22 protein-coding genes are annotated in these 21,974 nt (G+C 66.2%); 13 read left to right on the top strand and 9 right to left on the bottom strand.

Annotated elements, in window-relative coordinates:
- The first annotated feature begins 27 nt into the window (after nucleotides 1-27).
- A complete protein-coding gene (locus G6N33_RS23930) occupies nucleotides 28-915 on the top strand; it encodes a universal stress protein (RefSeq protein WP_044506312.1) in 888 nt (295 codons plus the stop codon).
- On the opposite strand, the gene G6N33_RS23935 is transcribed toward G6N33_RS23930, so the two are convergent.
- The 5 genes from G6N33_RS23935 to G6N33_RS23955 form a co-directional block, all read right to left on the bottom strand.
- A complete protein-coding gene (locus G6N33_RS23935; protein ID WP_044506310.1) occupies nucleotides 881-2,224 on the bottom strand; it encodes an acyltransferase family protein in 1,344 nt (447 codons plus the stop codon). The genes G6N33_RS23930 and G6N33_RS23935 overlap by 35 nt on opposite strands.
- Before the next feature lie 89 nt (nucleotides 2,225-2,313).
- Complete coding sequence (locus G6N33_RS23940; protein ID WP_044506309.1) at nucleotides 2,314-3,447, bottom strand: phosphotransferase; 1,134 nt, start codon at nucleotides 3,445-3,447, stop codon at nucleotides 2,314-2,316.
- Between the two features lie 16 nt (nucleotides 3,448-3,463).
- Nucleotides 3,464-4,573 (bottom strand): NAD-dependent epimerase/dehydratase family protein, encoded by a 1,110-nt coding sequence (locus tag G6N33_RS23945; protein ID WP_044506306.1) that lies wholly within the window; start codon nucleotides 4,571-4,573, stop codon nucleotides 3,464-3,466.
- 8 nt (nucleotides 4,574-4,581) lie between these two features.
- Entirely contained in the window at nucleotides 4,582-5,088 is a 507-nt protein-coding gene (locus G6N33_RS23950; RefSeq protein WP_044511888.1) for a nuclear transport factor 2 family protein, read from the bottom strand.
- 50 nt (nucleotides 5,089-5,138) lie between these two features.
- Entirely contained in the window at nucleotides 5,139-5,963 is an 825-nt protein-coding gene (locus G6N33_RS23955; RefSeq protein ID WP_044506305.1) for an acyl-CoA thioesterase, read from the bottom strand.
- A 257-nt stretch (nucleotides 5,964-6,220) separates the two neighbouring features.
- On the opposite strand from G6N33_RS23955, the gene G6N33_RS23960 reads away from it, so the two are divergent.
- The 3 genes from G6N33_RS23960 (at nucleotide 6,221) to G6N33_RS23970 (ending at nucleotide 8,272) form a co-directional block, all read left to right on the top strand.
- Nucleotides 6,221-7,240, top strand: a complete 1,020-nt coding sequence (locus G6N33_RS23960) for a zinc-dependent alcohol dehydrogenase family protein (RefSeq protein WP_044506303.1) — start codon at nucleotides 6,221-6,223, stop codon at nucleotides 7,238-7,240.
- Nucleotides 7,241-7,316: 76 nt separating this feature from the next.
- Nucleotides 7,317-7,556 carry a TetR family transcriptional regulator gene (locus G6N33_RS23965; RefSeq protein ID WP_049918943.1) on the top strand — a complete coding sequence of 80 codons (240 nt, stop codon included), beginning with the start codon at nucleotides 7,317-7,319 and terminating at the stop codon, nucleotides 7,554-7,556.
- Between the two features lie 134 nt (nucleotides 7,557-7,690).
- On the top strand, nucleotides 7,691-8,272 hold the full coding sequence (locus G6N33_RS23970) for a TetR/AcrR family transcriptional regulator (RefSeq protein WP_155945873.1): 582 nt from the start codon (nucleotides 7,691-7,693) through the stop codon (nucleotides 8,270-8,272).
- On the opposite strand, the gene G6N33_RS27585 is transcribed toward G6N33_RS23970, so the two are convergent.
- Entirely contained in the window at nucleotides 8,264-8,371 is a 108-nt protein-coding gene (locus G6N33_RS27585; protein WP_231382414.1) for an SDR family oxidoreductase, read from the bottom strand. The two genes, G6N33_RS23970 and G6N33_RS27585, sit on opposite strands and share 9 nt — an antisense overlap.
- A 349-nt stretch (nucleotides 8,372-8,720) precedes the next feature.
- Between G6N33_RS27585 and G6N33_RS23980 the strand changes: the two genes are divergently transcribed.
- From G6N33_RS23980 to G6N33_RS23990, 3 genes are all read left to right on the top strand, one after another.
- Nucleotides 8,721-9,587 (top strand): hypothetical protein, encoded by an 867-nt coding sequence (locus G6N33_RS23980; protein ID WP_044506301.1) that lies wholly within the window; start codon nucleotides 8,721-8,723, stop codon nucleotides 9,585-9,587.
- Nucleotides 9,588-9,608: 21 nt separating this feature from the next.
- Entirely contained in the window at nucleotides 9,609-10,763 is a 1,155-nt protein-coding gene (locus tag G6N33_RS23985; RefSeq protein ID WP_044506300.1) for a cation:proton antiporter, read from the top strand.
- A 99-nt stretch (nucleotides 10,764-10,862) separates the two neighbouring features.
- On the top strand, nucleotides 10,863-11,858 hold the full coding sequence (locus tag G6N33_RS23990) for an Acg family FMN-binding oxidoreductase (protein WP_044511883.1): 996 nt from the start codon (nucleotides 10,863-10,865) through the stop codon (nucleotides 11,856-11,858).
- Here the strand turns inward: G6N33_RS23990 and G6N33_RS23995 are convergent.
- Nucleotides 11,855-12,832 (bottom strand): Acg family FMN-binding oxidoreductase, encoded by a 978-nt coding sequence (locus G6N33_RS23995; RefSeq protein ID WP_101528493.1) that lies wholly within the window; start codon nucleotides 12,830-12,832, stop codon nucleotides 11,855-11,857. The two genes, G6N33_RS23990 and G6N33_RS23995, sit on opposite strands and share 4 nt — an antisense overlap.
- Before the next feature lie 158 nt (nucleotides 12,833-12,990).
- Between G6N33_RS23995 and G6N33_RS24000 the strand changes: the two genes are divergently transcribed.
- From G6N33_RS24000 to G6N33_RS24025, 6 genes are all read left to right on the top strand, one after another.
- Entirely contained in the window at nucleotides 12,991-13,752 is a 762-nt protein-coding gene (locus tag G6N33_RS24000) for a universal stress protein (protein WP_044506298.1), read from the top strand.
- 21 nt (nucleotides 13,753-13,773) lie between these two features.
- Entirely contained in the window at nucleotides 13,774-14,625 is an 852-nt protein-coding gene (locus G6N33_RS24005) for a universal stress protein (RefSeq protein WP_044506296.1), read from the top strand.
- 59 nt (nucleotides 14,626-14,684) lie between these two features.
- Nucleotides 14,685-15,338, top strand: a complete 654-nt coding sequence (locus G6N33_RS24010) for a response regulator (protein ID WP_044511881.1) — start codon at nucleotides 14,685-14,687, stop codon at nucleotides 15,336-15,338.
- A 161-nt stretch (nucleotides 15,339-15,499) separates the two neighbouring features.
- Complete coding sequence (locus G6N33_RS24015; protein WP_081662301.1) at nucleotides 15,500-17,149, top strand: sensor histidine kinase; 1,650 nt, start codon at nucleotides 15,500-15,502, stop codon at nucleotides 17,147-17,149.
- 110 nt (nucleotides 17,150-17,259) lie between these two features.
- Complete coding sequence (gene fdxA, locus G6N33_RS24020; protein ID WP_044511879.1) at nucleotides 17,260-17,604, top strand: ferredoxin; 345 nt, start codon at nucleotides 17,260-17,262, stop codon at nucleotides 17,602-17,604.
- A gap of 85 nt (nucleotides 17,605-17,689) precedes the next feature.
- A complete protein-coding gene (locus tag G6N33_RS24025) occupies nucleotides 17,690-18,472 on the top strand; it encodes an SDR family oxidoreductase (protein ID WP_044506294.1) in 783 nt (260 codons plus the stop codon).
- Here G6N33_RS24025 and G6N33_RS24030 read toward each other — a convergent pair.
- Both G6N33_RS24030 and G6N33_RS24035 read right to left on the bottom strand, forming a co-directional pair.
- The gene (locus G6N33_RS24030) at nucleotides 18,465-21,398 is read right to left on the bottom strand and encodes an MMPL/RND family transporter (protein ID WP_044506292.1); all 2,934 of its coding nucleotides are present in this window, start codon (nucleotides 21,396-21,398) and stop codon (nucleotides 18,465-18,467) included. The genes G6N33_RS24025 and G6N33_RS24030 overlap by 8 nt on opposite strands.
- Entirely contained in the window at nucleotides 21,395-21,829 is a 435-nt protein-coding gene (locus G6N33_RS24035; protein ID WP_176234574.1) for an MmpS family transport accessory protein, read from the bottom strand. The genes G6N33_RS24030 and G6N33_RS24035 overlap by 4 nt, the downstream gene beginning before the upstream one ends.
- Nucleotides 21,830-21,974 lie beyond the last annotated feature (145 nt).

Here is a 21,974-nt window from a genome sequence, read left to right on the forward strand (position 1 = left end):
CGTTACTCCTGACGAAAGGAGTACGAAATGTCGGTATCCGCGAAACCCTTGGGCATCGTCGCCGCGGTCGACGGCTCGCCCGCGTCGAATGCCGCCGTGGTCTGGGCCGCTCGCGATGCTGCGATGCGCAGCGTTCCGTTGACCTTGTTCCACGCGGTGGTGACGCCCACCGCGACGTGGCCCCCGACTCCATACCCAGACTCGCTGCTGGTCAAGCTGGAAGACGATTGCCGCCGGCAGCTCGCTGATGCGTCCAAGCTGGCCGAGGAGGCGGTGCCGACCGACCGCAAGGTCGTGGTGAGGAAAGAGTTCGTCTATTCCAGTCCGGTGCTCGCCCTGATCAACATGTCCGAGGAGGCGGAGATGGTTGTGGTGGGCAGTTCCGGTCGCGGCCTGCTCGCCCGAGGGCTGCTGGGGTCGGTCAGCTCGTCGGTGGTGCGGCACGCCAGCTGCCCGGTCGCGGTCATCCGTGACGAGGACTTGCCCGATCCCGCGCACGGCCCCGTCCTGGTCGGAATCGACGGCTCCCCGGTCTCGGAATTGGCCACGGCGATCGCGTTCGACCAGGCATCGCGGCGCGGCGTCGATCTGGTGGCATTGCACGCCTGGACCGATATCGCGCTGCTCGAACTTCCGGCATTCGATTGGGAGGCGGTGGAAGCCGACGCCCAGCGCAGCCTGGCCGAGAACCTCGCCGGCTGGCAGGAACGCTATCCCGACGTCACGGTGCGCCGGCTACTTGCTCGCGATCTGCCGGCCCAACAGCTGATTCAGCAGGCGAAGACTACCGAGGCGCAGCTGGTTGTGGTGGGCAGTCACGGTCGGGGTGGTCTCACCGGTCTGATTCTGGGGTCGGTCAGCAACACCGTCCTGCATGCGGTCAAGGCCCCGGTAATCGTCGCTCGGCCGTCATAGCCGGCCGGTAGCGGCCGGAGACGGTGACCGGGCCCAACGTCACCATTGCCACGCCGACGGCGAAGATCGCGGCGGTCAGCCACGAAAACCTGCCGTCCGGGGCGAACCCGGCGGCGGCGACGTAGCCGAGCCCGTACGCCGCCATGACCGCGCCGGCCAGCATGATCGGTTCCGTCCAGCGCGCGGCAAGCCGAACATGGAACATCGGCAAGGGGGCGGCGAACACTCGCCGCCCCCACCACAGCAACACCAACTCCACCGCCGTGACCAGGCCGAGGATCACGACCCATTCCAGCCGGCCCAGCCACCAGGCGGTAGTGCCGAGGTTCGGTTGCGGCAACAGTCCGGCCGGGTAGCCGACGACGGCCACGATCACGACGGGGATCATGTGCCACAGGTACAGGGCCATCACATTGTTGTTCGCCACGGCGAGCAGGCGCTCGACCAGCTGGGCACGCAGGATGCGATTGAGCGCGGGTGCGACAGCCATCGCGATCCCGGCCTGCGTGCAGCCAAACGCCAGCATGGCCACCGTCGGTGGTGACGTATTCTGTACGGCCTGACCGGGAACGCCGATCATGCTGACCGGATAGCCGCCCAGCCAAATCAGCAGCCCGAGCGCCGCCCCCGATCCGGCCGCCAGCAGCGCGGGCCGGCGCCCGGCCAACAGCCCGCCATGCCAAGCGATGCCGAGCTGATAAAGCGCGCCCCAGCACAACAGATAATTCAGCCAACCGAGGTTATGCAACGGGCCCCGCGTCATCAGGGTGTCGACCAGAGCCACCGCGACCGCCAACGTAGCCGGGACTAGCAGGCCCCAACGGCGTTGTGCGGCAACGGCAATCGGAGTTAACGACACCACCACGATGTAGACGGCCAGGAACCACAGGTGCATCGCCACGGCCCATCCGGCGTACTCGAGTACGGACTCGCCGACGCCGTAGGCGGCGGCGGCCAGCACGGCCGCCGAAACCAGCGCGGCGTACACGAGGGTCGGGCCAAGCACCCGCGCCAGCCGGCGTCGAAGCCAGGCCTGGCGTGCCTCGCCGCCGGTCACGCGGTGGTGTGTCCACGACACCGCGCCGGCATAACCGGCCACCAGGAAAAAGATCGGGACTGCCTGAAACGGCCAGGTCAACCATTGTGTCCAGGGCATCTCGACGAGCGGATTCTGGCGGCCGAAATGCCCGTCGGCGTAGGTCACGGATCCGGCCAGCCAGTGGCCCAGCACAATCAGGATCACTCCCGAGACGCGGAAGTAATCTACCGCCAGATTGCGGACGGGCCGGCCAGGGTCTGCGGGGTTCATCAGATCGCGGAAAGCTGGACGCGGTACACAGCGCCACCGTACCCGGAGTTTGCCCGGACAATGGGCGGCGAAGCCCCGGTAGTCATGGATTACAACGAACTCTTCAGCACCGCAACGGTTTCCAGGTCGTCGAGGGCCTCGACGGCACGCCGCAGGCCCTCCATCGCGATGTTCTCGGCCTGCATCCCGCCCATGCCCGCGGTGATCAGCGAGGCGACGTAGGCGTAGTGCGAGCTTTGTCGGTAGCGCAGCCACAGGTCGTCGCGGTCGAGCTCAGGACCGCCGGAGGCGGCCACGGCCTTGCGGTAGGTGTCGAGCAACTCACGCTGGGCGCCGCGCCGGTCTTGCGGTGTCAGGCTGGTGATTAGGGTGTAGGCCAGTTCGCGCGACGGATGCCCGCGCCGCACCGCCTGCCAATCGAGCAGTCCGGCCCGGCCCTCGCGGAAGTACATGTTGCCCGGATGGGCATCGCCGTGCATGACGGTGTGCGGGGGAGCGTCGATCAGGGCGGCGACGGCCCGGTAGTTCTCGGCAATGAATCGGCCGTTCTGCACCGGTATGGCAGTCCGCTCGCCGAGCCGTTTCATCGCGGTCGTCATCAACGATCCGGTCAGCAACGACGTGACGTCACCCGACGACGTGTACAGCCAGCCCAGCGAGCCGCTCCCGTTGCGCTGCATCCGGTTCCAAAACAAACCATGCACGGTGGCCAGGAGTTCGACGACGAGCGCGGCCTGGCCGACGGACAACGGATGCAAGGTATCGGGAAAGACGCACGACTCGGGCAGGTCTTCCAGCACCAGCAGGTAGCGACCGGTCCACCCGTCGAACGCCGTGCCATAGGCCAGTGGGACGCCGGGAAGCTCGGGGGCGAGCCGGCTATAGAAGCGCACCTCGGTGCTGCCCAGCCGGCCCAGCTCGCCCATCAACCGGGTGGTCGCGCTCTGCGCCGCGATCTTGACGAATACCGATTCCGGTACGTCGGTCCCCGTCAGCGCCAGTCGTGCCCGCGACGATGTCCCGGCATCACTGTTTAAGACACGCATCGACCTGACATTGCGGCCCATGGCACGGGACAAGGCCGCGGTGTTGAGGTCGCCGACGGTTCGGGGCAGGCCCGCTCGATTGCCGACAATCGCGTCGGTAGTGACCCGGCCGACGCCCCGGCCGAGATGGGCCGCCAGGCCGACGACCGAGCGGGCCTGCGCAACGGGATTTGTCATTCTTCACCTCGCGAAGCTAGTGCAGCTGCTGATCGCTGTGAGCCAGCGCCCCTGGGCCGTAATGCTTTTCGATCAACGCCCACGGGTCGGCGTAGGGCCCGCGTCCTTCCGCGCGGCGCTGTAGTTTCAGCACAGCAAGCAGGATGGGCCGCAGTATCGGGCCGACGACCCGCAATGCCCGGCGCAAATTAGCCCGGGATTCCCCGATCCAGGCCATCGTTTCGCGCCAATCATGTCGTTGAAAGTCGAGTAGGGTCTGCGCTTCGGCGGTGTCGTACCAACCGGTGAAACTCCAGCCGCGGTCGTCGTTCGGATCGCCGGGCAGGTACGCCGACGGGCCGAGCCGGCCGAGGCCGACCGCGGCCATCAGGTCGCCTTCGAGTTCGTGCGCGAGCATGACGCAGGTCTCGTTGCCGCCGATCAGTAGTACTTTCCCGGAGATTGCCGCCGCGCGGTCGACGCCGTTGGCGAATGCCAACGCCGCATCCCGGGCGTCCACGGTGTGCATGCGATTGTCACCGGGCATCGACCGCATGAGCACCAGGTAGTCAGTGCTGAAGCCCGAGGCAGTGTCGGGTGAGATCACACCGGCGAGGCGAAACAGTGCGTGCGGCAGCCCGCTGGCGCGGACCGCCGCCTCCGCCAACACCTTGTCCTGCCCGTACTGGTCGATGGGGTGTACCGGGGTAGCGGGGGTGATCCGTTCCGGATACCGGTGAGGGTTGCGCGGCCCGTAGACCGCCGCGCTGGATGCCAGCATGAACAGTGGGGGATGCGGCAGGGCGGTGGCGGCGGCCACCAGGTTTTGGGTGCCGCCCACATTGACCCGCCTGGCCAGCCCGGGGTTGCGGTATGACGCTGGTGAGACGACGGCCGCGAGGTGGACGATCGCCCCCGGCTGATGCGCACCGATCAGATCATGCACCGCCTCGGCATCCAGCAGGTCGACGTAGGCCGGGATCAATGCATCCGGCGCCGCAGCCGACAGTTCCTTCTGCACCGCAACGGTTTTCTCGGTGCGCAGGTCGGTCGCCACGACGGTCCGGCCGCGCTCCAGCAGGATTTGCACACAGCGCGTGCCGACCTGACCGAATGCGCCGGTGACCAGAACGGTGTCGACAGTCATGGGGCTCCCTACTTGTCCAGCCGCCGTTTGGCGAGACGAGCGGCGGTGTTGCGAATTCGGTCGGAGATGTTCAGCGAGAACAGCGGGGTGATGATGTCCTCGCGCAGCCGAGTTAGCTTGGAGCTTTTGATGAACCACTGCCCGTCAATGTGCTCGTAGGTTTCGTGGTAGTGGCCGTAGCCCACCAGACTCACCCCGGGCCCGAACCGCACGACATCCTGCAGCGCCCACACTCCGCGCGCCGTCGTCGGCGAGGTGAGCTCGATCTCGGGGGCATGCACCTGGTGGGCGGTCGCCTGTGTGGGCCGTCCGATGTTCTTGCGGGTGAAGGCGACGAACGCGTCGGCGCCGACGATCAGCTTGCCGCCCGCCTCGGAGGTGTCGCTGACGAAGTCGTCGGTGAACAGCGCCCGCCACGCGGCCCAGTCCTTGGTGTCCAGGTACCGGCAGTAGCGTGCCTTGAGCTGCTTGATCGACTCAATTGACAGTAGCGAGGCGGCTGTAACATCAGGGATCACCCGCCCAGCCTGACATTGGCGCGCGAGGGCGGTGTTGGCGGGGCGGCTCAACTCTTGTAGTAGACGAGCTGATGCGTGGTGGCTAGCAAGGCACCCGCACGCGTCCACACCTGTGCGCTCTGATCGGAATGGCCGTGGGCGAAGCAATGGGCGTGCGCGGTGGCCAGGACGTAGTCGCCGCCCAGCGCGGCGAGCTGTTCAGCATCGGCGTGGAAGTAGGTCGTCATCGAAATTGTCCCGGCCGGCACGACTTTGCCGCGGCGTTGAAACACCCGTGGATAGAAGACGTCGCACAGCGCGGCCAGCGCCGGATAGTCCACGGGGCGCTGGGCCCGGTCGCGGACCCACAGGGTGCATGGCGACGTCGGGGTGGGCTCGGTCTCTAGCCCGGAAAGCGCGCCCTGCACGAAGCGCATCTCGTAAAGGCGTGCCCAGGCGACGAGCATGTCCGGGCCGCCGCCCGCCGCGATCGACTCCGGTGCGGGCGTGGCGGGAGGCCGTGCTTCGGTGTCACCCCAGGTGTCGCGGCGGCCCCCGAATACCGCGGTCGCCGTGGTCTTGATCTGGCCGTGCTGGCTCAGTTCGGCGCTCCAGTGCTGGTTGCTGCGGTTGGTTCGGGCGGTCCGAAGCGAGATGTCGAAGTCGCCGTCGGCGATCGGCCCGGCGAAGTTGACGGTTACTGCCAGCGGGTCACCCAGCCGATCGGGGTGGGTCTGAATCGCCTGCAGCAGTACCGCGGTGGTGATGCCGCCGAACGGGCCGACCATGTTGGCCCACTCGGGGTGAGTCCGTCCGCGTCTGGTGTTGTCGTCGAGGGTCTCGAGCTGAAGGGCCACATCGAAGGGATGCGCGAAGGGATGCGGGGACGTCATGCTGACCGCACCTTACTTGGCCTCGGCCGAGGTCGGAACACGGGTTATCACATTTGCCGGACACCCAGTAGTGAGTAACCACGTCACGATTACACTGCAATTTAACGTAAGCATGTGCCGCGGTATGACCGATGGTGAGGTCAGCGAAGGCGTGGGATTTCCAGACGGCCCCGAAGCTCGCTGAAAAGCTCTCGTGGATGCGCGATGTCATCGACTCCGAGGTCATCCCAGGCCCTACGTCAGGAGGCAGGCATCGCATGCGCATTCCGGATCGCCAGCGGGCCGTCGTCATGCCCGGGCCGGGCGAGGCCGTCCAGGTCGTCGAGAGGCCGGTAGGCGCACCGGGACCCGGCCAGGTGTTGGTCAAGGTCAACGCCTCGAGCCTCAATTTCCACGACAACGTCAACCTGATGGGTATGCTGCCCGGACCGTGGCCGCGGGTACCCATGACCGACGGCGCCGGGGAAGTAGTGGCACTCGGGCCGGAAGTCGACGAGCTTCGCGTCGGCGATCGCGTCATGGGGGCCTTCCACCCGGGCTGGCGCGATGGACCGCCCACCCCGGAGGCAAAGCGCGAGCTGCCCGGCGACACCTGCGATGGATGGCTGCAGCAGTACCGCGTCGCCGATGTCACCGGCCTGGTCGGCAGCCCCGAGCACCTCAGCGACGTCGAAGCCGCGACGATTCCCTGCGCGGGCGTGACCGCCTGGAGTGCGTTGGCGGAGGCCGACATTGGGGAGGGTGACGTCGTGGTGACTCAGGGAACCGGCGGCGTGTCGCTGTTCGCCGTCCAGCTGGCCCGGGCCCGCGGCGCCGCGGTGATCCTGACATCGTCGTCCGACGACAAACTTCGCGCCGGATCAGCTTTGGGCGCAACGCATCTCGTCAATTACCGGACCACGCCGGATTGGGCGACGGAGGTGAAGCGACTGACCGGTGGGCGAGGCGCGAAATTGGTCGTCGATCTGGGCGGCCCCGCCACGCTGCCGCATTCGCTGCATGCGGCCGCGATGGGCGGCACGATCGCGGTGATCGGCGTGCTCAGCGGATTCGACATGGCGCCCATCGCGGTCGCCGAGCTGATGCTCAACAACCTGCGTGTCATCGGGATCACGGTCGGCAGTGTGTGCGCTCACCGCGAACTGTGCGACGTGATAACCCGCGCCGGTATCACACCGCACATCAGCCATGTCTTCGACTGGGAGCAGCTCGACGAGGCGCTGCGGGTGATGCGGGCCGGTGCACACGTCGGCAAGATTGCGCTGACAATCCGGTGACCGCGCGAGGGGGCCAGCCCTGCCCAGCAAAGTCGAGCTGACCGCGGACCAGATCGTCGCTGCGGCAACGGAAATCATGCGGGAAGGCGGCATCGATGCGATCAGCATGCGCAGCGTGGCCGGCCGCTTGGGCGTCACACCCGCCGCCGGTGTACTCCCGATCGGCAACAAGGACGCGCTGCTCGACGCGGTCGCCGAGCACCTGTTGGACGACCTGGCGCCCCGGCTGGAGCGCGCGGGCGACGGTCGGTTTCGTCGGGATGCATCATCCGCCCAGCACCACATCGACGCGGGCCCGGGTCGGGCTGGCCGGTAGCGACCCGACCGGGGTTTCCCGCGAGGAAGTCGACGAGCTGTTCGCCGTAAACATCGACTACCTGATCGACGGCATCCGCCGTGACTGCGGTCAGCCTGCCGGATTGGCGCAGACCGGGCTTGTACGATGCAGCGATGGCCAAGCCGCTGATCCCGGCCGACGACATCCTGCGCCACGCCCTGCAGCTGCTGGATAACGAAGGGATCGAAGCGCTGTCCGTGCGGCGGTTGTCGGCCGCGCTCAAGATCTCGCCGCGGACGCTGTATCAGCAGGTCGGTAATCGGGAAGCGTTGATCCGAGCGCTGGTCGCTCGACACTTCGCGCAGTTGAAGCTCGACTTCAAGGAATACGACACCTGGGAGTCGACCGCGCTGCACTGGTGTTTGGCGTTGCACCGTGCGCTGTGCTCGCATCCCTACCTGACCGAGCTGATGACGATCGACGACCGCAGCGCCGTGACGGACTACGTCAACGCGCTCCTGAAAGCGACTCTGCAGGAAGGCATTCCGGGTCCATTGGCCTCCGAATGCTGTCGCGGCCTGGCGCACATGACGATCAACCATTCCATCGTCGAGGTCCGGGCGTTGCGTGAGCCGCAGCGCTCGGCGGCGGAGACGGCCAAGATCGAGCAGAACTTTCCGCGGCTTGTCGAATGGGTGATCGCCGGGGTGCGGGCCGAAGCGGCCGACTCGACGAGGGCGCGACGGTCATCCTGAGACACCGCCGTCGACGGTCATCAATGACCCGGTGGTGTAGCTCGAGGCGTCGGAGAGCAAATAGACTACGGCTCCGGCGATCTCGTCGGGCCGGCTCACCCGTCCCACCGCGATCCGGCGCGTGTTCGACAGCCGCGGCGGTGCTCAGCGCATCGAGGCCGGCCTTGGCTGCTGCGTCCACCGTGGTGAGGAGTGTCGGGTCTGTATAGTCAATTACCTGTGCTGTACAGTCGCTCAGCACAAGCCTGAATGTTCGAATACGGAGGTCTTCGGCGATGAGGCACAGACGAATTCGGCCGCGCCGGAACGATGGCCCGCAACGTGATCGGCGAGCGGGTGCTGGACTTACCACACGAGTACACCGCAGACCGTGGCGTGCCGTTCAACCAGGTCCCGCGAGCCGGCGGGCCTGACGCATAATCCGATGGCGGAGAAAGGCGGCCCAGACTTGAGCGACCAATTGCGAGACATCCGGGAGTTGGCCGGCGACGCCGACGCCTACCGAGACGAGTTGTTCCGCCGCTGGACCGGCTTGTTGAGCTATCGCTACATCGGGCGCAAGCACTCGTCGATGGACCTGGGCGAGGTCGACGACACCGTCGTGATCCGTCGGGACATGCGCAACGACGCGGGCGGCATCATGGTTGCGCCGCTGGCTATTTCGTCCCCGGAAGGGTGCCAGACCGACATGGTCGCGGTGCCCAACCCGGTCATCGCCTCGGTGCAGATCATCGACCCGGGCTACGACGTGTCCAAGGTCCGGATCGTCGGTTCGGGGATCGTGCACCAGGGCCGGACCATGGGCTACGGACGGTGCACGATCGTCGACGCCGACCATCCCGACCGGGTGATCGCCTTCAACGAGGGACAGGGCGCGATCATCGGTATCCCGCCGGAAGGCCTTGACCGGATGGACGTTTCGGGTACCGAGTTGGTCATCGAGGATTCCCCGGACCTACCGCCGATGTGGGCGGCGTTCGGAGCCGCCAGACGCGACGATGGCCACTGGGTGCTGCCCGCGCTGAGCGCCGAGTTGGCCTCACCCGACGCGGCGTTGCACATCGGACCCCAACACGTCGTGCTGGAGACCGCGGCCATCGACCTGGCCGCCGACCTCGCCGGTACCCGCAAGCTGCAGGTCGTCAGCTGGCACGCCATGTTCATGTCACGCGGGAAGGTCGGGCCCTTCCGGGTAGAGGGCATCGCCCATGTTGGCGGACCCCGCCGCATCGGAGTACGCATGTTGCTGCACGACGAAGGCAACGCAGACAAGGCCGTCACCTCGGCCGCGGCGATCCTCGAGGTGGTCGACTGACCGCGCCCGGGCCGGCCTGAGATGGCGGGCTTCGGTTTCGACACACTGGCGCTGCTGACCGCGGCGGGATTCGCCGGCCCGGTGCTGGCCTCGGTGCCGCATCTACGGATCCCGCTGATCATCGGAGAGCTGGTCGTCGGACTGCTGCTGGGCAAGACCGGCTTCGGGGTGCTCGACGAATCGAACCCGACCTTCCAGTTGTTCGCCAACATCGGCTTCGCGCTGGTGATGTTCGTGGTGGGCACTCACGTCCCGGTGCGCGACCGCGAGGTGCGCTCGGCGGTGCCCCGAGCACTGCTGCGGGCTGCGCTGTGCGGGGTGGTTGCGGCGGCACTGGGTGTCGGGTTGGCCTGGCAGTTCGAGACCGGCCACGCCGCGCTGTACGCGGTGTTGATGGCCTCCTCCTCGGCGGCCCTGGCGCTGCCTGTGCTCGATTCGCTGCGTGTGACGGGGCCGCCGGCGCTTTCCGTGTCGGCCCAGATCGCCATCGCCGACACTGCGTGTATTGTGTTGCTGCCGTTGCTGATCGACCTCCGCCGCGCACCGGTGTCCGCGCTCGGCGTGCTGGCGATCGCGGCCGGCGCGCTGCTTTTTTTCGTCGTGCTGCGCGCGGCCGATCGCCGCGGCTGGCGGCAACGCGTGCATCACTATTCCGAGAAGCGCAAGTTCGCGCTGGAGTTGCGGACCAACCTGTTCGTCCTGTTCACGTTGGCCGCGCTAGCGCTACGCACCCATGTCTCGATCATGCTGGCCGGCTTCGCGTTGGGTTTGGTGATCGCGGCGGTCGGGGAGCCGCGGCGGCTGGCCCGGCAGCTGTTCGGGATCACCGAAGGGTTTTTCAGCCCGCTGTTCTTCATCTGGCTGGGCGCGTCGCTGCGGGTGCGCGAGCTGGGCGAGCACCCGAAGTTGATCCTGCTGGGGATCGGGCTGGGATTGGGCGCTGTGCTGGCCCACAGCGTGGGACGGCTGCTCGGGCAGCCGACGACCCTGGCCGTGCTCGCGGCAGCACAACTCGGCGTGCCGGTGGCGGCGGCCACAATTGGAGCCGAGGGGCACCTGCTGGCCCCGGGCGAAGGGTCGGCGCTGATGCTCGGTGCTGTGCTGACCATCGCGTCCACCTCGATCGCCGGGGGGATCGCCGCAGCGTTGGCGGCACGCGGTGCGCCCGGGCGCTAGTGGCCCAAAGTCCCCACTGACTGGGGCCGTCCTGCCCTCGTGCAGCGCTCGCGATTGCGTGATCGTGGAGCTGATGCGTGACCGAAGGGAGCAATGGCGATGGACGCGAGCCTTCCCGATACCGCGACGATCCGAACAGTCCTGGGTTTGGCGTCCCGTGCCCCGTCGGTCCACAACACCCAACCGTGGCGCTGGCGCGTGGCCGACACCAGCCTGCATTTGTTTTCCGACGCCGTCCGGCAGCTACCGAACACCGACCCCGACGGCCGGGACCTCATCCTGAGTTGCGGTGCGGCACTGCATCATTGCGTCGTCGGCCTGGCGGCGAGCGGCTGGCGGGCCAAAATGGCCCGGCTGCCCGACCCGGCCGACCCCAGCCATCTGGCCACGATCCAGATGCTGCCGTACCGGGCCGATCCGCTCGACATCGCACTCGCCGCGGCGATACCGCGGCGGCGAACCGACCGACGCCATTACAGTTCCTGGCCGGTGCCGGTGGGGGATATCGCCTTGATGGCGGCCCGGGCGGCACGCAACGGCGTCACGCTGTGTCAGGTCGAAGACATCGACCGGCTGCACAAGATCGTGTCCCGGTCGATCTGGGATCACCTCAACCCTGACTACCTGGCCGAGCTCACCGAGTGGAGCGGGCGCTATGCGTCGACGGCCGGGGTGCCGGCCCGCAGCGCGCCGGCCCCGGACGCGCACGCCAAGATCCCGGGCCGCTTGTTCGCTGGGCCCGCGCTGGCGATGCCCCCGGGCGCCTCGGCTGGCGAGGACAACGCCGTGGTGCTCGCCCTGGGCACCCGCACCGACGACCAGCTGGCACGGCTACGCGCCGGCGAAGCCACCAGCGTCGTGCTGCTGACCGCGACGTCGATGGGCTTGGCGTGTTGCCCGGTGACCGAGCCGCTGGAGATTGCCGAGACCCGCGAGGAGGTGCGGGCGGACATCTTCGGCGGGGGTCACTATCCGCAGATGTTGCTGCGCGTGGGGTGGGCGGCGGTCAACGCGGACCCGCTGCCGGCTACGCCCCGACGCAACCTCGAGGAGTTCGTCGAATGGAACATCGAGGGGCACAACGCGGCTAGCTAGCCGACCTGCAGCACATCGTCTAGCGGGTGCCGCGGCGTCGGCGGCGGAACGGCTTCCATCGGCGGCGCCACGCCGACGCGCACCACCACTTGCGGTTGGCCGACCCCGCCGATCAGGTCGCGGATGATCTCGCGGCTGTCGTCCACCTCGATCAGATGCGTGAGCGGGCAGGTGGCCAGGCCGGCCATGGTGCACTCCAGCAGCACGGCGGACAACGCCTCACCACATCTGAGCGCGTCCGACGGGGTGTCCTCCGGCGTCGACAGCACCAGGACTTTCGACCAGTCGACGTCGACCTCCGGACGCCGCTGCTGATGACTCCGGCCGGGGAAGTCCCGCCCCACATCGACGCGCGGGCGTTCCTCATCGGAAACCAGCGCGCTGGGCGGCATACCTTCGGTCAACACGAATCGTGAAGTCCACCAAGCGAGTTCCTCGTAATACGACGCATCGTCGCGGCGCAGGCTGGCGCTGAGCTCAGAGGCGGCAGCCAGCTGTGGTCGCGCATCGTCGGGAAGGACATCGAGCGTCACCGTGTCGTCGTCGAGCGCGGCGCGCAGTACGGGCTCGAAAAGACTCCAAAACGTCGGCTCCGCCAGCGGAAGCCGGTCGGTCCGGCGCACCAGGATCGCCTCGGCGCGGTCGTCTTGCGCCCCGGTGATGTGCTCGCCGGGGCGGAAGTCGACCGAGGCCAAATGGTCGGTGTTGGCCGGGTCCGGGAACCGCTCGACGACGGAGTCCCAGCCCGCGGCCAGCATGGCGACCCGGAGATGATGTAGCACGCAGCCGCAGCTGATGATCGCTTGCCGGCCCGACGGATCGGTGCCCGGGACCAACCGCCGTCGATCCAGGAACAATCGCAGCGCCCCGCCCTCGGCCACCCAGCGCCAAGGTTGGCTGTTGTGTACGGAGGGGGCCCGGCACGCCAGCCGAACCGCTTCCTTCAAAACCTCGCTGCCCGGCGTCGTGGGCATGCCGTCAACTCCTCGCTGCGTGTCGTCCACCAGCCAACCTAGGGGACGAACGGCGGCGCAGGTAGGGCCTTTTGACTCCTCCCCAGGGCGCCGGCGCGTGAATAGCCTAGAGGGCAGCGAATCAAGAGCAACGCACCCCACGCCAGTCAGGAGCCACCATGAGCCAATTGCACTGCAAGTCGGTGGTCGTCGGCGTCGACGGTTCGCGCTCCGCGATCAACGCCGCCACGTGGGCCATCGACGAGGCGATCAGCCGCGAGATGCCGCTGCGTCTGGTGTACGTGATCCCGCGGGAAGAAGGTGTGACCGGGCAACCCTCCGACTGGGAGGTCGAGCGCGGCGATCGGGCTCTGGGCCAGGCCGAGGGCGCCGTGCAAGCCACCGGCAAACCGGTCGAGATCGAAACAGCCCTGCTCTCAGGCGATCCAGAAGAGGTGCTGATCAACGAATCACAGGACGCCGCCCTGGTCTGCGCGGGTATCAGCAGCCACATATGGGGCACCGAGGGGTCGTTGGGATCCACGGCCGCGGCGTTAGCGGCCGGCGCGCACTGCCCGGTGGCCCTGATCCGCGGCGACGCGGCCGAATCACCAGCACGTGGCGTGATCACCGTTGTGCTCAATGACGAACCCGACAACGACGCGGTGGTACACCGCGCCATGGAGGAGGGTCGGCTGCGCAAAGCCACTGTGCGCCAAATCGATCGGCGACGTAACAGTTGGGTCCGACGCTATCCGGACGTCCACGTCGAGGTGGTTGCGGGGGGCACCGGCGTCACGTTTGACGAGAGCCACGACAGCACAGTCGACCTCGCCGTGGTGGGCCGCGCCGACGCCGACACGATTGCCGCGCTCGGCGAACTGAATTGCCATCCGATTCCGGGCTATCCCGACTGCTCGGTCCTGTTGGTCCGGCAGTAACTGAGCCACAGGACACGGTCGATGACGCTTCCTCCGCGATCCGTTGTCGTGGGTATCGACGGCTCGAAAGCCGCAGTGGGCGCGGCACAGTGGGCCATCGGCGAGGCGGAAACGCGGGAGGTGCCGCTGCGCCTGATCTATGCGCGTGGGGAGGTGCGCAGGGTCGATTCGGCGACCGAGGCCCCGGCTGACATGGCGGACCCGCACGCCGCTGCCGAATCGGCCCTGCGCCACGCCGCCGCGGTCATCGAAGCGGCGAACCGCCCGGTGAAAGTCGAAACCGAGATCGCTCCCGGGGCGCCGGTGGAGGCGTTGCTTCGAGCCTCGGCATGGGCGGCCATGGTGTGCGTCGGCGCCGTGGGACGCCGGCACTTCTGCGCCGGACGCACGGGCTCGATCGGCGCGGCGCTGGCCGTATCGGCGCACTGCCCGGTGGCGATCATCCGTGACACCCCGCCGCGGCCGCCGGCCCGGGATATCGTCGTCGAGCTCGACGGCGCTCCCGACAACGGCCTGCTGCTGGGCGCCGCGATGGAAGAGGCGCTGCTACGTCGGGCTCCGGTTCGGGCCGTGATCTGCCGGCACACCGCGGCGGGTCACACCGCAGACGGCGACGGCGACGGCCGCGCGCTCGCGGCCCTGGATCGGCGCCTGGCCCGTTGGCAGCGGCAATACCCGCAGCTTCAGGTGCAGTCGGTCGCGGCACCCGGCACTTTGATCGAGTACCTGGCCTGTTGCGGGCGCCAGGTCCAGCTCGCCGTCGTCGGTTCCCACGACCCCGCGCATTTGAGCGAGCTGGTCGGCAGAGTCGGCAACGCTGCCCTGCATGGTGCCGACTGCTCGTTGCTTATCGTCAATCGACGGCATCTGTGAATGGGGCGATGATGAACACGGCGCCACACGCTGTGCCCAGCCGGCAGGAAGGATTCGCCATGGTCACGGTTTTCCTGGTGGACGACCATGAGGTCGTCCGTCGCGGCCTGGCCGACCTGCTGGCGTCGGACTCCGAACTCGAAATCATCGGTGATGCGGGCTCGGTGGCGGAGGCGATGGTCCGCATCCCGGCGCTCAAACCCGACGTCGCGGTGCTCGACGTTCGGCTTCCCGACGGAAACGGAATCGAGTTGTGCCGGGAGCTGCTGTCCGAGCTTCCCGACCTGCGCTGCTTGATGCTGACGTCGTTCACTTCCGACGAGGCGATGCTCGAAGCGATCCTGGCCGGTGCTAGCGGCTACGTCGTCAAGGACATCCGGGGCATGGAGCTGGCCCAGGCGATCAAGGATGTCGGCGCCGGCAAATCGCTGCTGGACAACCGGGCCGCGGCGGCACTGATGGCAAAGCTGCGCGGCAACGCCCAACCGCCGGACCCACTGTCCGGGCTGACCGAACGGGAACGAACCCTGCTGGGGCTGCTCAGCGAGGGGTTGACCAACAAACAGATCGCCGCCCGGATGTTTCTGGCGGAGAAAACCGTCAAGAACTACGTGTCGCGGTTGCTGGCCAAGCTGGGCATGGAACGGCGCACCCAGGCGGCGGTGTTCGCCTCAAAATTGGATCAGCGCTCTACCAAGCCGATGTCGCCATAATGGCCCAATCTTGTCGCCGTAGCACCCCATTGCGGAGTTTGCCTAAGCTGAGCCCAGGCGTTTTGCCCTGTTGAGGCTTGGTGGAGGTATCTGGTCCAGTGGCCAACGATGAGGATGGCTCCGCGTTTGCCGGCCTGGGCCGTCGCGGTCTCGTCCACCGAATGCACGAGCAACTGGACGAGTTGCTGGCCTCGCGCGACCAGATGGAGCAATTGCTGCAAATCATCGTCGAGATCGGCTCGGATCTCGACCTGGACGCGACGCTGCGCCGAATCGTCCTGTCGGCGCGGAACTTAACGGCCGCTCCGTATGCCGCGCTAGCGATTCGCGATTCCGAGGGGGCGCTCATCTCGTTCCTCCACGATGGGATCGATCCGGATCTGGCCCGAAAGATCGGCAACTTGCCCGTCGGCAAGGGGATCCTGAGCCTGTCAATGCTGGACACTCCGGCGTTGCGTCTCGACGATCTCAGCACGCACCCGGCCGCGGTCGGATTTCCCGAGCATCACCCGTCGATGCGGGCCTTCCTCGCGGTACCGATCACCATTCGGGGAGCGGTGTTCGGCAATCTGTATCTGACACACGACGATCCGGAACGAGTCTTCTCCGAGTCGGATGAGGTGGCCGCCCGTGCACTGGCGTTCGCGGCCGCGGTCGCGATCGACAACGCGCGGGTTTTCGAGCGTGAACGAACGTCGGTGAAGTGGATGGATGCCAGCCGGGAGATCACCACTGCCCTGCTGTCCAGTGTGGATTCGCGAACGACGCCGCTGCAGTTGATCGCCGAACGTGCTTGCGCCCTCACCGATGCCGAGCAAGCGATCGTGCTCGTCCCTGCTGACGCCGATCTGCCGACCGAGGAAACCGACACCCTGGTCGTGTCGACCGCGGTCGGGCTCAACGCCGCGGAGGTTGTCGGGCAACGAGTTCCGGTGGACGGCTCCACCAGCGGCAGCGTATTCCGTTCCGGCACACCGCTGATCACCGAAGTGATGAGTTATCCGATTCAGGCGTTCACCGACGTCGGTCAACGATCGGCGATTGTGATGCCGCTGCGGGCCCATGACGAAGTCGCCGGTGTCATCGCGGTAGCCCGCAACGCCGAGCACCCACCCTTCGACAGCAGTTATCTGGGCCTGGTCAGTGATTTCGCCACGCATGCCGCACTGGCCCTGATGCTGGCCGAGGGGCGTGAGCACTCCCGTCAGCTGAGCATCGTGGCCGAGCGCGAGCGCATCGCCCACGACCTGCACGACCACGTGATTCAACGACTGTTCGCCGCGGGCATGGATCTGCAGGGCACGGTGGCGCGGGTGCGTTCAGCGGAGATCTCCGAGCGGCTCAATCGCACGCTTGATGACCTGCAAACCATCATCGAGGAAATCCGCACCACGATCTTCCAGCTCAAGTCTCCGCTGGGCGGCGACGGCGGTTTTCGCAATCGAATCCAACGCGTGGTCGCAGACCTGACCGGCACGCGGGACATCGTCACCACGGTGCGGATGCACGGCCCGATGGCGGCGGTGGGCGGTGAACTCGCCGAGCATGCCGAGGCGGTCACCGCCGAAGCGGTGAGCAACGCGGTCCGGCATTCCGGGGCAACCCGGTTAACTGTCGAGGTCAGTGTTGCCGACATGCTGACCGTCGAGGTCGTCGACAACGGCTGCGGCATCCCCGCCGACAATCCGCGCCGCAGTGGGTTGGCGAACCTGTCCTACCGCGCCGACCAGGTCGGCGGATCCTGCGCGGTCACCACTTCGCCGGGTGGTGGCACCAGTGTCCGCTGGACCGCTCCACTGGCCGATCACTAAGAGGTCACGATATGACCACGAATGAGATTGTCCCGCAGGGACTTTAGTCCCGGCAAAGTGCGGCCTTTGGACCGGCGCGATTGGAGACCGGGCTGCGTAACGTCGTCGCCATGACTTACGTGATCGGCAAGGCGTGCGTCGACGTCATGGAAAAGTCCTGCCTTCAGGAATGCCCGGTCGACTGCATTTACGAGGGCGACCGGACCATGTACATCAACCCCGACGAGTGCGTGGATTGTGGCGCCTGCAGGCCGGCCTGCCACACCGGCGCGATCTATTGGGAGGGCGATCTGCCCGACGACGAGCAAGTCCACTTGGCGGACAACTCCGCATTCTTCGCCCTCCCGCTGCCGGGCCGCCCCGGTCCGCTCGGTTCTCCGGGCGGTGCGACCGCCGTGGGACGAGTCGGTGTCGACACCCCGCTGATCGCGGCGATGCCGCCCATCGAATCCTGAAAGCCTGGTCATACAACACCGCTCATCTGTATGGTGTTCGCCAGCGTCTAGGCCCTTGACGCGCCGACGCGGATAGGAGCATGCAGTGGCCGAGCGATTGGCGGGAAAGGTCGCCCTGATCAGCGGGGGAGCGAGGGGGATGGGTGCCTCGCACGTGCGGACGTTCGTCGCCGAGGGCGCCAAAGTGGTGTTCGGCGACATCCTCGACGACGAAGGCAAAGCGGTCGCGGCCGATCTCGGTGACGTGGTGCGCTACGTGCATCTCGACGTGACGAAACCTGACGACTGGGATGCGGCGGTAGCGACCGCGCTCGGCGAGTACGGCCACCTCGACGTGCTGGTGAACAACGCGGGCATCATCAACATCGGCACCCTCGAGGACTACGCGCTCTCCGAATGGCAGCGGATCCTCGACATCAATCTCACCGGTGTGTTCCTCGGTATCCGTGCCGTGGTGAAGCCGATGAAGGAAGCGGGCCGTGGCTCCATCATCAACATTTCCTCGATCGAGGGCATGGCCGGCACCATCGCCTGTCACGGTTACACCGCAAGCAAATTCGGCGTCCGCGGATTGACCAAGTCGGCCGCATTGGAGTTGGGTCCCAACAATATCCGAGTGAATTCGATCCATCCCGGGCTAGTCAAGACGCCGATGACCGACTGGGTTCCCGACGACACCTTCCAGACCGCGCTGGGGCGCGCTGCCGAGCCCAAAGAGGTGTCCAGCCTCGCCGTCTATCTCGCCAGTGACGAGTCCAGTTACTCCACCGGCTCGGAATTCGTCGTCGACGGCGGCTGCACCGCCGGATTGGGCCACAAGGATTGGTCCAGCGTCGACACCGGCGCGCAGCCGGAGTGGGTTACGTAGCGGCGCTTGCCGTTTCGGATGCTGACTCGGACTTGATGGCCTTCTCGTGCGGCGTGGGCCAGGGCGATGGGACCGGGCGCTGCCGCACCCGCTGCGGCCACCAGAACCACTTGCCCAACAGCGCGGCGATCGAGGGCGTCATCAAGGACCGGACGATCAACGTGTCGAAGAGCAGACCCAGGCCGATGGTGGTACCAACCTGACCGATCACGGTCAGCTCGCTGACCGCCATGGTCATCATCGTGAACGCGAACACCAGGCCCGCCGACGTCACCACCGACCCGGTGCCACCCATCGACCGGATGATCCCGGTGTTCAGGCCCGCGTGGATCTCCTCCTTGAACCGGGCCACCAACAGCAGGTTGTAGTCGGCACCCACCGCCAACAGGATGATCACCGACATCGCCAGCACCATCCAGTGCAGCTCGATGCCGATGATGTGCTGCCAGATCAGCACCGACAGACCGAAAGACGCGCCCAGCGAGAGCAACACGGTTCCCACGATGACCGCCGATGCGACCACGCCCCGGGTAATGATCAGCATGATGATGAAAATCAGGCACAGCGACGCGATCCCGGCGATCAACAGGTCGTAGGTGTTGCCGTCACTGAGGTCCTTGTAGATGGCCGCAGTACCGCCGAGATAGATTTTTGAGCCCTCCAACGGAGTGCCCTTGAGCGCTTCGTACGCGGCCTTTTTGATGGCGGCGATGTGTGAGATGCCTTCCGCCGACATCGGATCGCCGTCGTGGCTGATGATGAAGCGTACGGCGTGACCGTCGGGCGAGATGAAGTTCTTCATACCCTTCTTGAACTCGGCGTTGTCGAAGATCTCCGGCGGCAGGTAGAACGAGTCATCGTTCTTGGATGCGTCGAACGCCTTGCCCATCGCGTTCGAGTTCTTCTGCGCCTCGTTCTGCTGATCCTGCAGACCCTTCTGGGTCGAATACATGGTCAGCATCGTGGTTTTCATGGCCTTCATGTTCTGGATCATCGACGGCATCAGCGCCACCAGCTGCGGCATCAGGGTGTCCAGGTGATCCATGATCGGGAGCAGGCTCTCGATGTCGTCAGTCATCGTGTCGATGCCGTCGAGGCCGTCGAAGACCGAGCGCAACGACCAGCAGATCGGGATGTCGTAGCAGTGTTTTTCCCAGTATAAGTAACTGCGGATGGGCCGGAAAAAGTCTTCGAAATCGGCCATGTGGTCGCGTAATTCGTTGATATCGATGGTCATGTCGTGCATCTTCTTGACCATCTGATGCATGTCATTGGACATCTGCACGGTGACGCTCTGCATCTTCTCCATGCTGTCGATGGTCGTCTGCATCATGTCGGCTTGCTTGAGCATGTCGGCCATCTGGTCTTCTTGGTACTTCTGGTTCATCTGCTGAGTCACGCCCTGCATGCTGATCTGGAAAGGGATCGAGGTGTGCTCGATCGGCGTGCCGTCGGGGCGCGTGATCGCCTGCACGCGACCGATTCCCGGCACGCGGAAGACCGTCTTGGCGATCTTGTCGATGACCAGGAAGTCCGCAGAGTTGCGCAGATCGTGGTCGCTTTCGATCATCAGCACTTCCGGATTCATCCGCGCCTGGGAGAAGTGCCGGTCCGCCGCGGCGTAGCCCTCGTTGGCGGGTAGATCGGCGGGCAGATAATTGCGGTCGTTGTAGTTGGTGCGATACCCGGGCAGCGTCAACAGGCCCACGAGGGCAATCCCGATGGTCATCACCAGGATCGGTCCGGGCCACCGCACCACGACGGCACCCACCTTGCGCCAGCCGCGAATCCGTTGCGTGCGCTTGGGCTCCAGAGTCTTGCGGAAACGAGTGGCCAACGAGATGGCAGCGGGACCCAGCGTCAACGCCGCCGCCACGACGACCACCATGCCGATGGCCAACGGGATGCCGAGCGTCTGGAAATACGGCAGGTTGGTGAAGTGCAGGCAGAACGTCGCGCCGGCGATCGTCATGCCCGAGCCGAGCACCACGTGGGCGGTGCCGTGGAACATGTCGTAGTAGGCGTCTTCCTTGCCCAGACCGTTGGCCCGGGCCTCCTGGTAGCGGCCGATCAAGAAGATCGCGTAGTCGGTGGCCGCCGCGATGGCTAACGTGACCAACAGGTTCGTGGCGAAGGTGGACAGGCCAATGATGTTGTAATAGCCCAGGAACGCGACCGTTCCGCGAGCGGCGGACAACTCCAGGACCACCATCACCAGCGTCAGCAACACCGTGATGATCGATCGATAGACCAACAGCAGCATCGCGATGATCACCGTGAAGGTGCACATCGTAATGATTTGCACACTGCGGTCACCGGCCACGTGCTGGTCGGCTGATAGCGCCGCCGGCCCGGTGACGTAGGCCTTCACCCCGTTGGGCGGATGCACGCTCTTGACGATGTGTTGGACGGATTCGACCGATTCGTTGGCCAGGGCTTCGCCTTGATTACCCGCGAGGTAGACCTGGACATAGGCGGCCTTGCCATCGTTGCTTTGAGCACCCGCCCCGGTCAGCGGATCGCTCCACATATCCTGAACGTGCTCAACGTGTTTGGCGTCGGCATCGAGCTTTCTGACGATCTGATCGTAATAGGCGTGAGCGTCGGCGCCCAGGGGGTTCTGGCCCTCCAGAACAATCATCACCGAGCTGTTGGATTTGTACTCTTTGAAGATGGCGCCCATGCGCTTGGTCGCGACCACCGACTGCGCGTCGTCCGGTGCCATCGACACCGAGCGCATCTTGCCCACCTCGTCCAGGTCGGGAACCGACATGCTCAGCACCGCGATCAGTGCGATCCAGCCAAGGATGATGGGTGCGGCGAACTTGCGGATGAAGCGCGGAATCCTCGCCCGTTCTTCGGATTTGGCGGTCGCGATGACGTCGGTCTGGGCGTCGGAATGGGCGCCGTGATGCGTGAGGCTCATGCGGATTTCACCAAGCAGAAGGTCAGGGCATGCACGCCGTGGGTAGTTTTCTCGTCCTTGATTTCGTCATCGATGGTGATCCTGCAGCCAAGGTAGTCTCCGTCGCTTTGCGCCGAGAGGTTGGGGAACACCGACGGAGCGGTCGTGCTCAGTACCAGAGTCCAGGGCAGCGGGGCACCGTCGATCCGCTTCGGATCGGCGGATAGATCCAAGTAATTCACGTTCGCGTGGCTCGCGGAACCGAAGACCTCGTACTTGACGACCTTGGGTTTGTATGGCTTGGAATCATCCAGCCGCGGACTGGTCAGGACGCCGGTGTCGTTGGCGCCGAAGAACGACTTGACCCGCACCACCGCAAATCCGCCTACGACCACTACCGCGACGATCAGCAGCGGCAACCATGCGTTACGCACAATTCGCGATACCAACAACTACGTGTTCCCTTTCCCCGTCACGCAGCCAGGACGCGGCCACCATCATCAGGTCCCGCAGGTGAACTCGCGGGCCGTTCGGCACACCGGCCGGCCAGCTCAGCCGGGCGGTAGCTCCCCGTGCCGACGGGCACCGTGAATCGCG

Origin of the sequence: Mycobacterium simiae (genome assembly GCF_010727605.1) — a bacterium.
In the GTDB taxonomy this organism is placed as follows: domain Bacteria; phylum Actinomycetota; class Actinomycetes; order Mycobacteriales; family Mycobacteriaceae; genus Mycobacterium; species Mycobacterium simiae.